This is a genomic window from Pseudoalteromonas sp. c7(2019) (assembly GCF_011378625.1).
In the GTDB taxonomy this organism is placed as follows: domain Bacteria; phylum Pseudomonadota; class Gammaproteobacteria; order Enterobacterales; family Alteromonadaceae; genus Pseudoalteromonas; species Pseudoalteromonas arctica.
In genome coordinates this window covers 292811-308755 of sequence record NZ_WTKS01000001.1, presented here as the reverse complement: position 1 = coordinate 308755, position 15945 = coordinate 292811, and the positions used below count along the sequence as shown (strand labels likewise).

The 15945-nt window shown below is 38.7% G+C and carries 11 protein-coding genes; 5 read left to right on the top strand and 6 right to left on the bottom strand.

The window, feature by feature from the left end; genetic code table 11:
- Positions 1-106 precede the first annotated feature (106 nt).
- Positions 107-568, bottom strand: coding sequence for a hypothetical protein (locus GQR38_RS01320; protein ID WP_165721524.1), 462 nt, complete (start codon positions 566-568; stop codon positions 107-109).
- A gap of 471 nt (positions 569-1039) precedes the next feature.
- Between GQR38_RS01320 and GQR38_RS01315 the strand changes: the two genes are divergently transcribed.
- The 5 genes from GQR38_RS01315 (at position 1040) to GQR38_RS01295 (ending at position 9658) form a co-directional block, all read left to right on the top strand.
- Positions 1040-3103 carry a hypothetical protein gene (locus tag GQR38_RS01315; RefSeq protein WP_165721523.1) on the top strand — a complete coding sequence of 688 codons (2064 nt, stop codon included), beginning with the start codon at positions 1040-1042 and terminating at the stop codon, positions 3101-3103.
- A gap of 118 nt (positions 3104-3221) precedes the next feature.
- Positions 3222-5000: an ABC transporter ATP-binding protein/permease gene (locus tag GQR38_RS01310; protein ID WP_165721522.1), complete on the top strand. Its 1779-nt coding sequence runs from the start codon at positions 3222-3224 to the stop codon at positions 4998-5000.
- 240 nt (positions 5001-5240) lie between these two features.
- Entirely contained in the window at positions 5241-7319 is a 2079-nt protein-coding gene (locus tag GQR38_RS01305) for a M13 family metallopeptidase (protein WP_165721521.1), read from the top strand.
- A 258-nt stretch (positions 7320-7577) separates the two neighbouring features.
- Positions 7578-8291 carry a YebC/PmpR family DNA-binding transcriptional regulator gene (locus tag GQR38_RS01300; protein WP_010555049.1) on the top strand — a complete coding sequence of 238 codons (714 nt, stop codon included), beginning with the start codon at positions 7578-7580 and terminating at the stop codon, positions 8289-8291.
- Positions 8292-8332: 41 nt separating this feature from the next.
- On the top strand, positions 8333-9658 hold the full coding sequence (locus GQR38_RS01295) for a leucine-rich repeat-containing protein kinase family protein (RefSeq protein WP_240917390.1): 1326 nt from the start codon (positions 8333-8335) through the stop codon (positions 9656-9658).
- A gap of 77 nt (positions 9659-9735) precedes the next feature.
- Here the strand turns inward: GQR38_RS01295 and GQR38_RS01290 are convergent, their stop codons facing one another.
- The 5 genes from GQR38_RS01290 to GQR38_RS01270 form a co-directional block, all read right to left on the bottom strand.
- The gene (locus GQR38_RS01290; RefSeq protein WP_165721520.1) at positions 9736-10860 is read right to left on the bottom strand and encodes a sterol desaturase family protein; all 1125 of its coding nucleotides are present in this window, start codon (positions 10858-10860) and stop codon (positions 9736-9738) included.
- Between the two features lie 212 nt (positions 10861-11072).
- Positions 11073-12077, bottom strand: coding sequence for a type I glyceraldehyde-3-phosphate dehydrogenase (gene gap / locus GQR38_RS01285; protein WP_007582622.1), 1005 nt, complete (start codon positions 12075-12077; stop codon positions 11073-11075).
- Between the two features lie 9 nt (positions 12078-12086).
- Complete coding sequence (gene eda / locus GQR38_RS01280; RefSeq protein WP_024590106.1) at positions 12087-12707, bottom strand: bifunctional 4-hydroxy-2-oxoglutarate aldolase/2-dehydro-3-deoxy-phosphogluconate aldolase; 621 nt, start codon at positions 12705-12707, stop codon at positions 12087-12089.
- Positions 12708-12740: 33 nt separating this feature from the next.
- Positions 12741-14591, bottom strand: a complete 1851-nt coding sequence (gene edd, locus GQR38_RS01275; protein WP_007582619.1) for a phosphogluconate dehydratase — start codon at positions 14589-14591, stop codon at positions 12741-12743.
- Positions 14592-14927: 336 nt separating this feature from the next.
- Complete coding sequence (locus GQR38_RS01270; RefSeq protein WP_010555045.1) at positions 14928-15941, bottom strand: LacI family DNA-binding transcriptional regulator; 1014 nt, start codon at positions 15939-15941, stop codon at positions 14928-14930.
- Positions 15942-15945 lie beyond the last annotated feature (4 nt).

Here is a 15945-nt window from a genome sequence, read left to right as displayed (position 1 = left end):
TGAATCCTTATTGCCAGCAAAGCTAGCAACGTGCTTTTTAAAAGCACAATTAATCTGCAGGCTAAAACTTTAAAAGTTAAAACCTAATAAAATTAAATAAGGAAAATTAAGCGTGGTAGGTAGTTACAGCTCTGTAGAGTAAGTTTACGTCTTTCCAGCCACTCAAGCGCGACTTTTTACTATTAGTTACAAGCGTATACCAAGGCTGTATAGGATTAATTGCTCTTGGTCGTAAGAATATATGCCTAACAAGATTTTGAGCAAAAAATTCAAAAACCACATCGTATTCTGGCTCACTTTGAACAGTGTGCAAAAACAATGATGAATTATTGGCTGTTAACCTTGGTTGGTGCGCGTCAAAATCGGTTTGATGCGTTTTTTTATGCTGCGAAGTATCTACAGACTTACTAATAGGCTGTATTTTAGTTAAATCGGCAATATCAGTAAGCGAAACCTGCGTACTAATATTGATATTTAAATTTTGTGAGGCGCCCATAGCATTGCTCTGCACACTAAAAAGTGCAGCAAGTAGCAAAAAGGCAGTTAAAAACACTCTAAATTTAAACATTCACGTTTTAAAACTAAAATAAGTGATGCGTAGTATATAAGGGCTAGTATTTGAAATACAATAGTCTTCTATGTATTTAGTTTGATTTTCCCCGTAGCTTTCCTTTCGCCTCTGAGCGCTTAAGTTACTTTAGGTCGAGCGAATTGTTTAAATTTTCTTTTGAAAATCTAATTTACAAAATATGTTACGTTTAAATCTACGACTTCGGCAACATACCTTCCCCTTACCTCATGAAAATTGAGTAATTATTTAGGCTTACCCACCATCTAATATTTGCAGTTTTATTATTCATTTAACATTCATTTAGTAGTTTTTTTTGGTAAAATAACAGGTAACCTATGATGCTTCGTACTATTAAATGCGTAAGTTGCAGCGGATATACGAAATTAGTATAATTAAATGTAAACAAATAGCTAAATTTTGATTTTCTTAATTATGTTATGGATAGTAAATAAGGCAGGGAAAGTCATTATGAAAAAAAACATATTTAGTAAAATTGTCGCAAAATTTTACAATAAAAGCTTAAAGCTAATAAATACCCTAAGTAATGACACTGACCTAAAAAAGCTAATAAACAACAGTGAAATAGTCTCTTTCGATATTTTCGATACAGTGATCCTCAGAAAAGTCCTCGAACCAGCTGATATTTTTACAATAGTTGAAAATTTATATAATGATGAACATAAAAAGCTAGACATAGATTTTAAAAGTATCCGAAGTAAAGCAGAACCAGAAGCGACAAAGATACTAACTGAGCTTGATGGTACCCAATCCATAGGCTTGGATGAAATATATGCACACATACAAAAAACACAAGATCTAGACAGCAAAACAATAAATATATTGAAAGCGCTAGAAATCGAAATAGAATTAAAATTTTGTGTTAAAAATGAATATATGCACTCTTTTTATCAATACTGTATTGATAGTGATAAAAAGGTAATTTTCACCTCAGACATGTACTTACCAGAATATGTGATAAAAAAAATTCTTTACGATAATGGTTATACAAAATTCCATCAATTATTTTTATCTTCTGTAATCCGTAAATCAAAGTCTAAAGGTGGATTATATCCACATATACTTAAAGAACTATCCTGTAAACCATCTAAGCTATTACATATTGGCGATTATTACTTCGCCGATGTAATTAATGCGATGAAAGAAGGCATCAAACCTTATTATTACAAAAAAACCAGTGAATATGCGCTTAGTCATCATTCATTTAAAAGGCTAAGGGAGCTATATCCTTCAAAACTCTCTATAGAAGAATCTATTTATTTTGCGACTATCATCAACAAAACGTTTACCCAAAGAAATAATAACAATGAAAATATTTGGTACGACTTCGGTTATGTTTATTGTGGAATAATATATTTTGGCTTAACTCGCTGGCTTACTAGTCAGGTAATACATCAAGAAATAGAACATATATTTTTCCTTGCGCGCGACGGCTATATAATGCATAAAGTGTATAGCCTTATGAATCAAGGAATTAAAACCCCTGTTAGTAAATATATGTATGCATCAAGGCGAGCTATAAACATCCCCACTATATACAATGGCATCGATGAATATTCGATAAAGGTACTTTGTCATTTTGTTCCTAATTTGAGCGTCGTAAACTACCTTGATAGAGTTGATATAGAAGCGGAAAAACATATTGAAAAAATAAAAAAAGTAGGCTTTTCTGATCAAAATCATACAATAGAAACAGATAGCGATAAGGATAAATTAGCAAAACTCTTTCATTTATTAGTTGATGATATATGTAGTAATGCAGCGGTCGAAAGAGAAAACCTATTAACTTACCTGGATCAAATTGGGTTTATGGATACCAAAAAAGTCGCGATTGTTGACATTGGATGGCAAGGGACAATCCAGAATTCACTGAATAAGCTAATGCTATTAGAAAATAATGAAATAGATATTCATGGTTATTACCTAGGCACATTTCAAACTGCAATGAAGTTTGCTGAAAAAGGGTTTCCGATGTCTGGCTATATGTGTAACTTTTCAGAACCTAAAAATAATTTTCAAGTATTATCGGAAGGTGTGCATATGCTCGAATTTATTTTTTCGGCACCTCACGGCTCTGTAATTAAATTCGATAAAAAAAATGATGACATAGTAGCTATATTCGAACCTAATGACTTTTCTAACGATAAGCTAAATACAATAAACGAATTTCAAAAAGGGGCTATGGACTTTATTTCTGATTTTATGGCTATTGAGAGGGACTATAAAAAAATAAATATCGCTCCTGAAACCGCTATAAAACCTATATCTCGATTATTAAAAACTCCTACTTATAGCGAATCTGTAAACTTTGGTAATCTAAAACACTCTGAATACGTGGGAGCAAATAGCCATGAAAGTTACTTTGCTAAAACTTCCGATCCATTAAAAATGTTTCTTAACCCGATTAAGTTTAAGCAAGCCTATTGCAAATCATTATGGAAAGCTGGTTTCAGAAAACGCTACATGAGATATATTTTACCGGAAAATATATACTGCTATTTTAGAAAACATTAATTTGGTAAACGCATTTTAATGTTTAAAATTAAACTAATACCTTTCCTTATTTCAATTTACTGAGCTTGTTAGCTTATAAGTTAGTTTATTTACCCATATACCAACTCTGAGATACTGAATGCGCCCCAGACAAAGCAGTGAAAAACGACCAGACGCCATGAATTTACGCCAAAGTGTAAAAACACTGTGGCCCTACCTTACAAAATTTAAAGGCCGTGTTTTTATTGCACTTATGGCGCTTATAGGCGCAAAAGGTGCCACGCTTTTAATGCCTTGGGCACTTAAAGAAATAATAGACTCGGTAGATAAGTCCATTAACCCACTGTTAGTTATTCCTGCTTTATTATTATTGATGTACGGTGGACTGCGTTTTGCTAGCGTATTTTTAGGTGAAATAAGAGATGCTGTATTTTCTCGTGTAACCGAGCACGCTATGCGTGATATTGGTTTAAAAGTATTTAAGCATTTGCACTCACTTGAGCTGGCTTTTCATTTAGATAGGCAAACCGGTGGCATTAGCCGCGATATAGAACGCGGTACGAGCGGGTTAAGCTTTTTAATGCGCTTTTTAATGTTTAATATAGTGCCTACTTTGTTTGAAATACTTACCGTTGCGATTATTTTTGGCACGTTGTTTTCTGTTTGGTTTGCGCTTATTACATTACTGGCAGTCGCCATTTATATTACCTTTACTGTGGTGGTTACTCAGTGGCGAAACCGCTTTATTAGAGAAGCAAATGCTGCCGACAATCAAAGTAATACCCGCGCCATAGACAGCCTACTTAATTATGAAACTGTAAAGTATTTTAATAACGAACAGTTTGAAGCAAAAACGTACGACACCTTTTTAGCAAACTGGGAAAAAGCCCGTTTAAAAAATAGAATGTCGTTGCTCGCTCTTAACTCAGGCCAAGCACTTATTATTGCTTGTGCTATTACCGCGTTAATGTGGTTGGGCTCAACCGAGGTAGTTGCAGGTACGCTTTCTATTGGTGAACTTGTGATGATTAACGCGTATATGATTCAATTGTTTTTACCACTTAACTTTTTAGGTTTTGTGTACCGCGAAATAAGGCGCGCCCTAACCGACCTTGAAAATATGCTTGGATTATTAAATAAAAAGCCACAAATAACCGATGCACTTAATGCTAAAGAGCTCAATATTAGCCAAGGTGAAATAACATTTAACAATGTAAGTTTTAGTTACGATGCCCATCGCCCTATTCTTAATAATCTTAGCTTTAGTGTTAAAGCAGGCAGCAAAGTAGCTATTGTTGGGGCCAGTGGGGCTGGTAAAAGCTCATTAGCCCGACTGCTTTATCGTTTTTATGATGTAAGCGCCGGTGAAATCAGTATTGATAATCAAGCAATAAACTCAGTTACACTTAATAGTTTACGAAAAGCCATTGCAATAGTCCCGCAAGACACCGTGCTGTTTAACACCACCATTCGTGAAAATATCGCTTATGGTAGACCATCAGCAAGTGATGCTGAAATTGACGAAGCCATTGCTATGGCGCATTTGAAAGACTTTATAGCGACTCTTGGTAAAGGCGATAAAACACTGGTTGGCGAGCGCGGTTTAAAAGTATCCGGCGGCGAAAAACAGCGTATTGCTATTGCGCGCGCCATTTTGAAAAAGTCCCCTATTTTAATTTTTGATGAAGCAACATCTGCACTCGATTCTCATTCTGAGCAAGCAATACTTGCTGCAATGCGTGAAGTTGCCAGTAACCATACGAGTATTGTTATTGCTCATCGCCTTTCTACTATTACCGATGCAGACACCATTATTGTGCTCAAATCCGGACAAATTATTGAGCAAGGTAGGCACGATGAGTTACTTACACTCGCCGGAGAATATGCCCGTATGTGGGAGCTTCAGCATACAAAATAAATAGTGTGTGACCCCTCTTAGCTCGGATACTTTCAAGTATTCGAGCTAAATAAAGCTTTTATAGCGCCTATTAGCCTTTCTCTTTTCCTCTATATTAGTTTTATCGAGCACTGTGGTGATTCACCTCAAAAGGTTTGTTTGTATGATTAATATCAATAACAATCGATAAGTTAAATATTCGTAACAATAAAAATGATTCACTGCTGCTTTAATTCAATCAGTGATACTCAGGAGTAAGTAATGAAAAAGAGTTTAATTGCCGCAGCATTAGCTGCCACATTTATTACCGGTTGTTCAGAGCCGCAAACAACAAAAACAGACGAGCAACAACCTAAAGTAGCCACTGCAGCAGTAACAGAAAAAGCAGAGTTAGGTAGTTTTGGTGTTGACCTAACAGCGCGTAACGAAGCCGTTAAACCAGGCGATGACTTTTTTATGTATGCCAGTGGCACGTGGTATGACAACTACGTAATGCCTGCAGATAAAACCCGCTACGGTGCATTTTCAGGATTAGCTGAGCGCAGCGAAGGCGATGTTAAAGCTATTATTGAAGAAATAGCAGCACGTAAAGATTTAAACGCAGAAGAAAAACTCGTTGCTGATTTTTACAATGCGTATATGGATACCGAAACACTTAATAAACTAGGTGTAGCGCCTATCAAGCCATTGTTAAGTGAAATTAGTGATATAGCGTCAACTGACGATTTAGCTGAAATGTTTGGAAAGTCTTGGTTAACCGGTAATAAAGCCCCTTTGGGTGGCGGCATGTGGTTTAACCGCTTAGACCCTAATAAATATGAAATGTCACTAGGTGCTGGTGGTTTAGGCTTACCAGATCGCTCTTACTACCTTGAAGACGCTGAGCGCTTTGTAAAAACGCGTGCAGCTTACGTTGCTCACATTGCTGACATGCTTGAGTTTACAGGAGTCGAAAATACCGCTGAGCGCGCTCAAGCAATTGTTGATCTTGAAACCAAAATTGCACAAGGTCACTGGCCACGTGAAAAGCGTCGTAATCGCGATTTAACCTTAAACCAAGTTGAACGTGCTGATTTAAGCACTGCTTATCCTGGCTTTAACTGGGATTTATACTTTGCGCAAACAGGTTATAAAGTACCTCAGTTAAATGTGTCTCAGCCTGAGCCAATAAAAGCGATGATTGAGTTAATCAATCAAGAAGATATTGCAGTATGGAAAGACTACCTAACGTATCACGCTATTAGCGGTAACGCAGGTTTACTATCAGAAGACGTATTTAATACTAACTTTGCTTTTTTTGGTAAAGAACTAAACGGACAGCAAGAGCCTCGCCCTCGTTGGAAACGTGCAATAAGTGAAATGTCAGGCACAAGTTCGCTTGGTTTTGCTATTGGTAAAATATACGTAGCGCGTTACTTCCCTGAGTCATCAAAACAACAAATGTCAGAGCTGGTTGAAAACCTTCGTACAGCCCTTGGTGAACGTATTGATAACCTAGAGTGGATGGGCGATGCAACTAAAGTAAATGCGCGCGCTAAGCTTGCTGCATTTGTACCAAAAATTGGTTACCCCGATGTTTGGCAGTCTTATGAAGGTTTAAGCATTACTAAAAACGATTTAATCGGTAATGTGAAAAACATGCGTGAGTTTTTCCACGCTGAAAGTGTTGAAAAAGAGCTACAAAAAACAGACCGTAACCGCTGGGGCATGACGCCACAACGCGTAAACGCTTACTACAATAGCTCGTTTAATGAAATTGTATTTCCGGCTGCGATATTACAACCGCCGTTTTTCGATCCAAATGCCGATCCGGCTGTAAACTATGGCGGTATTGGCGCTGTAATTGGTCACGAAATGGGTCATGGATTTGACGATCAAGGTTCAAAATCAGACGAAAACGGTGTGCAACGTAATTGGTGGACTGATGCTGACCGCGCTGCATTTGACAAAAAAGCCGATCAACTGGCTGCGCAGTACAGTAAATACGAGCCAATTGAAGGTAATTTTGTTAATGGTCGCAATAGCCTTGGCGAAAATATTGGTGATGTGGGTGGGTTATCAATGGCCTATCACGCGTACAAGCTAAGTTTAAATGGTAAAGAAGCGCCTGTTATTGACGGTGTTACTGGCGATCAGCGCTTCTTCCTTGCGTGGGCACAAGTATGGAAAGAAAAACGTACTGAGCAAAGCATGCTTAACCAACTTCGTGGTGGCACACATGCCCCAGGTCGCTTTAGAGCACAAGCGCCACGCAACCACGATGCATGGTACAAAGCGTTTGATGTAAAACCAGGCGATGAGTTATACCTTCCTGAAGATGAACGTGTACGTATTTGGTAAGTAATACTTACTTTTTATTACTTAGTAAGGCAACCTGTTATACAGGTTGCCTTTTTTATTGAGTTAAATTTACAATAATAGATATAATTCCAACGTCTAAATCCCTCGATAATCTCCTCACTAAAATACACTTTAGATGGACTTTAAACGCTACAGTTTTAATCGGCTTTAATACTTACTAGCCCTTGAATGCATTTACCTTTAGAATACGCATTATAATTTTATTCTATTATTTACATATATTAAGGCGAAACGCAGATGGGAAGAGCTTACCAAAACAAAAAAGATTCAATGGCTAAGACTGCGGGTGCTAAAACTAAAGTTTATTCTAAGTACGGCAAAGAAATTTATATTTGTGCTAAAAACGGCGGTGTAGATCCAGATGGTAACTTATCATTACGTCGTTTAATTGAACGCGCTAAAAAAGACCAAGTACCAGCACACGTTATTGACCGCGCAATCGACAAAGCAAAAGGTGGCGGCGGTGAAGACTACTCAGCAACACGTTACGAAGGTTACGGCCCTGGTAATTGTATGATTATTGTTGACTGTTTAACAGATAACAACAAGCGTACCTTTGCTGATGTACGTGTTTGTTTTACTAAAGCAAATGCTAAAATTGGCGCTCAAAACTCTGTTTCACATTTATTTGATCACCTTGCTATTTTTGTATTTGACGGTGATGACGACGAAGCAGTACTTGAAGCATTAATGATGGCTGATGTTGATGTAACTGACGTAGAAGTAGATGACGGTAAAGTCACTGTTTTTGCTCCTCACACAGAGTACAACAATACACGTACAGCGCTTGAAGAAATGGGCGTGACTGAGTTTGACGAAGACCTAATTAGCTTTGTGCCACAAATTGAAACGCCGATTGAAGGCGAAGACGTTGAAGTTATGGAACGCTTTTTAGCCATGCTAGAAGATTGCGACGACGTACAAAACGTTTACCATAACGCGCAATTCTAAAACCTGATTTACTAAGTTAGAACGACTTTAAGCCAACAGCTATGTTGGCTTTTTCATTTTTAGAACATGGTATTAATATGAACTCCCTTAAAGAGCTTAAAAGTGGCAAACTTGCTGGTGCTACTCACCTGCAATTAGTAGAAGAGTTAACAATATTCCCGGAAGAGATTTTTAGCTTAGCTGACACGCTTGAAGTACTCGATTTATCAAATAATAACTTATCAACACTACCTGATGAATTTGCCTGTTTAACACGCCTGAAGCGAGTATTTTTATCGTTTAATCAGTTTAAGCATATTCCTACTGTGCTGGCTAAATGCCCTGCTTTAATTATGGTCGCGTTTAAGGGTAACCAAATTTCTGAGTTTGCTTTAAACAGCCTGCCAAAAAATATTGAGTGGCTCATACTCACCGATAATACGTTAAGCGAATTGCCTGAAGACTTTGGTAATTACACCCAACTTAAAAAGCTCGCGCTTGCGGGCAATCAACTTAAGCAACTGCCAAGTAGCATGGCGCAGTGTAAAAACCTCGAGCTTGTTAGGCTCTCTGCTAATAACTTAACACACGTAGACGACTGGCTGTTTGAACTGCCTAAACTTGCTTGGCTTGCGTTTGCCGGTAACGATTTTAATAAAGCCCAGTGCCTTACAAAGTGCAGCTTAGAAAATAAACCTCTTAACGATTACACTCTTAGTCATGTTATTGGCCAAGGTGCATCGGGCGTTATTCATTTAGCACAAGCTGCTGATAGCGCTGTAGCGATTAAATTATTTAAAGGTGCAATTACCAGCGACGGCTACCCGCTTGATGAAGTAAATTGCTGCTTACAAGCAGGCGATCACGCTAATTTAATTAAAGTACTTGCCTACATTGAGCAAAGTGCTCAGTTGGGTTTAGTAATGGAGCTAATAGATAAAAGCTTCGCTAATTTAGGTCTGCCTCCAAGCCTTGAAACCTGTACGCGTGATACCTTTAACAATGATTGCCATTACTCAACTCACGCTATTTTAAAAATTGCACAGCAAATGGTAAGTACCTTACATCACTTGCATGTTCGTAAAGTAAGTCATGGCGACATTTATGCGCATAACACTATGATTAACCAAAACCATGACGTTCTGTTTGGTGATTTTGGTGCTGCAACTAATTTAACGATGCTAAGTGAGTATCAGCAAAAGCAACTAGAGTTGATAGAAGTAAGAGCTTTGGGCTGTTTAATTGAAGACTTATTAGGCACGGTAACCGGTGATGATAGGCAAAGTGAGCTATTTGTTAAAATGTCCGATATGGCAAAATATGCTATGCAACCTTCATTAAATCAAAGACCTACACTTACTGAGTTATTAGAAGAGCTAAATATATAATTAAGTAGAGTCATAAAAAAGAGCAACGTGTAGCACGTTGCTCTTTTTTTAGTTTATGTTTATTGAATTAATCGAGCTCATTTAGTGCGCTTAAACGGGTAAACCTGTTGTTTAAGCATACCTACCGGCATGTAATCCCCGACTACACCATACGCTTCTGGCCACTCTTTTTGGCCTTTAACAGCAGTACCAAACGCGTAGTCTAAAAACGAAAAATGCGCAGCGTAATTGCGGTCAATTGCGGCTTTATCTGACGCATGATGCCAATGGTGAAACTGCGGTGTAACCATAAAATATTTTAGCCAACCAAATTTCACACGTACATTTGCATGGTTAAACACAGCCTGTAAACCCACAATTATTACGTATAAACTAATTATTTGCTGTGAAAATCCAAGTACAAATATGGGTGTGAGCACTAAGCTGCGAGTTACGAGTATTTCAAGAATATGTTGGCGAGAGCCCGCTAACCAATCCATTTCTTTAGCACTGTGATGTACGCCATGAAAGCGCCATAATAAAGGGACTTCGTGATAAGCACGATGCACCCAATACTGCATTAAATCAGCCACGAGTATTATTAAAAACAACTGCACTACAAATGGTGTTTGCTCTATATAACCTTGTACTGTAGATGATACAGCCCAGCCAAAACCATAATGCACAAAGTGGTTAGTAACGAGTAATACAAAACCAATAATTAAATGGTTTACGAAAAAGTGGTTTAAATCGCCTCGCCATTCGCTACGTAATATTTTTTGCTCTTTTCGATGGGGTAGCAGCTTTTCAATAACAATAAATATGAGTGTTGAGCCGAGTAAATCTAAAATAAACCAATCTAGCCCTATGTAAGGTGTGTCGCTAGCAAACTCATTTACCTCAACGTTTGGTCCGCCAAACATAATAGCGAGTAAAATAAAAAACCACGCTGTAGCTCCTAAGCGTTTATTGGTATTACGTACAAAGTTAAGTAGCCCTAAACTGCCCGAGACCAATAATGATGCAAACATAAGCTGACGTAAAAAGTCGACACTGTAGCTTTTGCGTAGTTCTGGTGTGGTTAAGTATTCAGGAAAGTGAAACGCTAATACGCCTAAGCAACTCAGTATTGCTAAAAAGCAGGCTATGTAGCCACTTATGTTGCCCTCACCTATCTGAAGATGATTTGTGCGAAATACCTTTCGTGATAAAGCTCTGATCATTTTTATTATTCCTTGCTTCGTTGAGTTGATTAAATACAACGAAATTCCATTGATTTACACACCCACATATTAACAAAATTTAGGGTATAAAAAATACAAATAGTTCCCTCCATAGTCTGAGTTGCAAATATACAGATAAACCAAACGCAAAAAAGCCACGCAATGCGTGGCTTGGTTGGATAAAGCTAAAACTTTACATCATTAGGGCTGTATTATAAAAACGCACCTAATGCTTTAACTTGGTCTAACATGCGGTTTGAGAAACCCCATTCGTTGTCGTACCAAGCCATTACTTTAACTAGATTGCCATCGGCTTTAGTTTGCGTTGCATCAAAGATAGATGACGCTGGGTTATGGTTAAAGTCGATAGAAACAAGCGGAAGCTCATTATATTGTAAAATATCTTTCATTGAACCCGTTGACGCTTCTTTCATGATTGCATTGATTTCTTCTGCAGTCGTATCGCGCTTAGTAATAAACGTAAAATCAACTAAAGATACGTTGATTGTTGGTACACGTACCGACATACCGTCTAATTTACCAGCAAGTTCTGGTAATACTAAACCAACAGCTGCCGCAGCACCTGTTTTAGTTGGGATCATAGATTGAGTTGCACTACGAGCACGGTATAGATCTGGGTGGTATACGTCAGATAGGTTTTGATCATTCGTATAAGAATGAATCGTTGTCATACTCCCCTTTTCAATACCTACGGTGTCGTTAATTGCTTTTGCAAGTGGTGCTAAACAGTTAGTAGTACACGATGCATTTGAGATGATTTGGCTATCAGCGTTAATTACATCGCTGTTTACACCATGAACCACTGTTGCATCCATATCTTTACCTGGAGCAGAAACGATTACTTTTTTAGCACCCGCTGTAATATGCTTAGCAGCGTCATCACGTTTAGTGAAAAAACCAGTACATTCTAAAACGATATCTACGTTTAGTGCTTTCCACGGTAAATTTGCAGGGTCGCGTTCTTGCGTTAACGTAATTACGTCATCGTCAATTAACATGGTGTTATTTTCAAGTGTTACTTTTTTAGAAAATTGACCATGAACTGAGTCATACTGCGTTAAATGGGCATTAACGTTAGCAGGTGCTAAATCGTTAATTGCTACAATTTTAATTTCGCTGTTTTGAGCTGACTCATAAAGTGCACGTAAAACATTTCTACCGATACGGCCGTAACCGTTAATTGCTACATTAATCATTTTAGACTCCTATTTAAGTTCACTTGCTTGGCGAGCAAGCGCTTCAATTGCTTGCCAGTCTTTATTTTCAATTAGTTGTTTATCTAGCATCCACGTACCACCAACACAAATAACGTTGTTAAGCGCTAAATAGTTCGGTGCAGTTGCTAGGCTAATGCCGCCAGTTGGGCAAAAAGTAATATGTGGTAATGGGCCACCGATTGATTTAAGCATTGCTGTTCCGCCTGCAGCTTCTGCAGGGAAGAATTTTAAATACGTAAAACCATGCGACGCAAGTTGCATAACTTCACTTGCAGTTGCAGCGCCTGGTAAAAATGGTATATCTGATGTTTTAGCCAAAGCAATAAGCTCATCGCTCACACCTGGACTCACCATAAAATCTGCACCAGCGGCAACCGAAAGATCAAAACTTGCTTTATCTACTACCGTACCAGTACCTACATAGGCTTCAGGTACTTCTGCTTTCATCAGCTTTACAGCTTCTGCAGCAATAGGTGTACGTAGTGTTATTTCTAAGGCTTTTAAGCCACCGTTATATAACGCTCTTGCAAGTGGTGCTGCATCTTCTAATTTTTCGATTACAACCACTGGCACCACGGGTGCCGATGCTAAGATTTTTTCAATACTCATTACTTGTTCCTCATTACCCAGTATGGCTAATATTTATTCAAGTCCAAAAGCACTCGCGCCTAAATCGGCACTGCTTACGATATTTCTAAATCCAGTAAATAATTCGCGACCTGTACCAAATGTTGCACTTGGCAGGCTAAGTTCTGCTTCACGTTTAGCAAGTTCTTCGTCGCTAACGTGTACTTTTAATATTCCGTTTGGCGCATCAAGTGTCACTAAATCACCTTCTCGGATTTTAGCAATAATGCCGCCTTCTACTGCCTCTGGTGCTAAGTGAATAGCAGCTGGTACTTTACCTGATGCACCCGACATACGACCGTCAGTAACAATGGCTACTTTAAAGCCTTCATCTTGAAGCGTTGCCATTACTGGCGTTAATTTATGTAGCTCTGGCATACCTTTCGCTTTAGGGCCTTGCTCTTTTAGCACGGCAATAAAGTCTTGGTTTAATTCGCCACGCGTGTATGCATCTTGCAGAGCACTTTGTGAGCTAAACACTTTCGCAGGAGCAGTAACAACCTGATGTTCAATAGCAACAGCTGACACTTTAATAACAGCTTTACCTAAGTTACCCGTTAGAAGTTGCAAACCACCTTGCTTACTAAAAGGGTTACTCACTGGACGAAGTACTTCTTCATCATGTGAGTTTGCTGGGCAATCTACCCATTTAACTTTAGTTGGGCCGGTTGAGTTGCTCATGATCAGACTATCGTCTTTATCCAAACGAGGCTCTGTCATGTAAGGTGCTAAACCATCGCCTAGCATTGTTTTAACGTCTGTGTGTAAGTAACCAGCGCTTGCTAGCTCTCGCATTAAGAAACCCATACCACCAGCTGCTTGGAAGTGGTTTACATCTGCAGAGCCGTTAGGGTAAATACGTGTAAGTAGTGGTACAACTTCCGATAAATCAGACATATCTTTCCACGTAACCTGAATGCCCGCCGCTTTTGCTATCGCAACAATATGAATTGCATGGTTAGTAGAACCACCTGTAGAAAGAAGACCTACTAAACCGTTTATAATCGTTTTTTCGCTGATCACATCGGCCAAACACGGGCTTTCTTTATCATCTGTAAGCTGCTTAAGCATAGTTTCTACAGCATTACCTGTAAGACCATCGCGAAGCTCAGTGTAAGGATTAATAAACGAACTACCTGGAAGGTGTAAGCCCATTATTTCCATTAACATTTGGTTTGAGTTTGCAGTACCGTAGAACGTACAAGTACCTGCGCTGTGGTAAGACGCGCTTTCAGCCTCTAATAAGTCTTCGCGACTTACTAGACCTTGTGCAAATTTTTGACGAATACGTGCTTTTTCTTTATTAGGAATACCTGATTGCATTGGACCTGCTGGTAAAAAGAACACAGGTAAATGACCAAACGACAATGCACCAATTAATAAACCCGGAACGATTTTGTCGCAAACGCCTAAACAAAAAACGCCATCAAACACATCGTGTGAAAGAGAAATTGCCGTAGACATAGCAATTACATCACGAGAAAAAAGCGAAAGTTCCATGCCGTCACGCCCTTGCGTAACACCATCACACATTGCAGGAACGCCACCAGCAACTTGTGCTGTAGCATCGTATTTGGTAGCAATGTCTTTAATTAAATCTGGGTAGTCTTTGTATGGCACATGAGCCGATAACATATCGTTATATGAGTTGATAATAGCAAGATTTGGCTGCTCATCAGCCTTTAAGCGCGCTTTGTCATCACTGCTACATGCAGCCATAACATGGGCTATATTTCCGCAACCTAAACCGGCACGAACTCTTGTTTGTTTTTTTGCGTGCGAAATACGTTCTAAATAATCTTGACGGGTATTTTTACTGCGTTCGATAACGCGCTGGGTAACTTCTTGAATACGAGGATGTAACATAATTTAACTCATCTCTATTAGTTAGAGGATAAAGGCTCAGTAGCAACTACAGACTCCACGTAAATAACTGTACTGAGCATCTTTGATTTACCCGTTCAAAGGTACGCTACCAGGGAGCCTCTCACAACAGCCCTGACACCGGTGTCACTGTATTAACGCATAGCAATGACACCGGTGTCAACCCCGGGTAACAAAAATAGTTTAATATTTTAACATGACCGAATAATGACCTAATTGATTTTTAGGCACAAAGTATATTTTAGCAAGTTCAGAGCAAAAAAAAGCCCGAATAAGCGTCACTCATATTCGGGCTACTGTGAAAGTGTTTTTAACTCACTATTTTATCGCAGAGGTAGACTCACGTGTAATTAAGCGCGACTCAAGCGTTACCTGATACGGCTGTTCTTGCGGTTGAGCTATGTGTGAAATAAGTTGAGTTACGGCTTGTTTAGTCATCTCTTCAACGGGCTGTGCAATAGTCGTTAAACCAGGCCAAATATGACGCGCAATGGGTGCATTATCAAAACCAGCTATTGAAATGTCATCAGGCACTTTTAATTGGCGCTGAGTAGCTAATTTTAATACCGCTGCCGCCATGTAATCGTTTGATGCAAATACAGCTGTTGGCCTAGGGGACAAATCTAATATGCTACGTGCACTATCTACACCAGAATGATAACTAAAGTTACCCTCCTCTACTAATCGTTCATCAAACTCTATCCCATGGCTTGCAAGTGAGCGCCTGTAACCTTTAAAGCGTTGTTGCGTAGCACTGTGATCCGGGTGCCCTTTAATAAACGCTATAGATTTATGCCCAAGGCTAATTAAATGCTCAGTAATTTCAAATGCGCCTTGTTCATCATTACTACGAACCGAAATAGAATCATCTTGAAGTAAAGCTGACGCAACTCTTGCGTAAGGAATTTTTTTAGATTTTAAAAAAGCAACAAGCTCAGCAAAATCACCAAAAGGAGGTGTTAGCACAATGCCATCTAATCGAGAAGTCTGTAGTAATTGCTCAATATTATTTATAAGGGCTTCACCACGAAACTCACAAGGATGTATCAATAAATTATAGTTATTTTCTTTACATGCTTCTAAAGCACCCGTTTGCACGCGAGTAATGTAGCTTTTACTTGGGTTATCGTAAAGACACCCAATAATAAAGCTACGATTTTGTGCAAGGCCTCGTGCAATTGGATTTGGGGTGTAATCGAGTTCTTTAAATACCGCAAGCACCTTTTCTCGGGTTGCAGCACTAACATTAGGCTCGTTATTTAAAACGCGTGATACGGTTTTTTTAGAAACACCAGCATGACTTGCCACACTGTTTATTGTTACTTTTTTCATCACT

What these genes read in the sequence shown, in the direction of transcription:
- edd (WP_007582619.1), bottom strand. Translation starts at nt 14,591, where the DNA reads ATGTTACATCCTCGTATTCAAGAAGTTACCCAGCGCGTTATCGAACGC.
- GQR38_RS01300 (WP_010555049.1), top strand. Translation starts at nt 7,578, where the DNA reads ATGGGAAGAGCTTACCAAAACAAAAAAGATTCAATGGCTAAGACTGCG.
- GQR38_RS01270 (WP_010555045.1), bottom strand. Translation starts at nt 15,941, where the DNA reads ATGAAAAAAGTAACAATAAACAGTGTGGCAAGTCATGCTGGTGTTTCT.
- GQR38_RS01310 (WP_165721522.1), top strand. Translation starts at nt 3,222, where the DNA reads ATGCGCCCCAGACAAAGCAGTGAAAAACGACCAGACGCCATGAATTTA.
- GQR38_RS01320 (WP_165721524.1), bottom strand. Translation starts at nt 568, where the DNA reads ATGTTTAAATTTAGAGTGTTTTTAACTGCCTTTTTGCTACTTGCTGCA.
- eda (WP_024590106.1), bottom strand. Translation starts at nt 12,707, where the DNA reads ATGAGTATTGAAAAAATCTTAGCATCGGCACCCGTGGTGCCAGTGGTT.
- GQR38_RS01305 (WP_165721521.1), top strand. Translation starts at nt 5,241, where the DNA reads ATGAAAAAGAGTTTAATTGCCGCAGCATTAGCTGCCACATTTATTACC.
- GQR38_RS01295 (WP_240917390.1), top strand. Translation starts at nt 8,333, where the DNA reads ATGTTGGCTTTTTCATTTTTAGAACATGGTATTAATATGAACTCCCTT.
- gap (WP_007582622.1), bottom strand. Translation starts at nt 12,077, where the DNA reads ATGATTAATGTAGCAATTAACGGTTACGGCCGTATCGGTAGAAATGTT.
- GQR38_RS01290 (WP_165721520.1), bottom strand. Translation starts at nt 10,860, where the DNA reads ATGATCAGAGCTTTATCACGAAAGGTATTTCGCACAAATCATCTTCAG.
- GQR38_RS01315 (WP_165721523.1), top strand. Translation starts at nt 1,040, where the DNA reads ATGAAAAAAAACATATTTAGTAAAATTGTCGCAAAATTTTACAATAAA.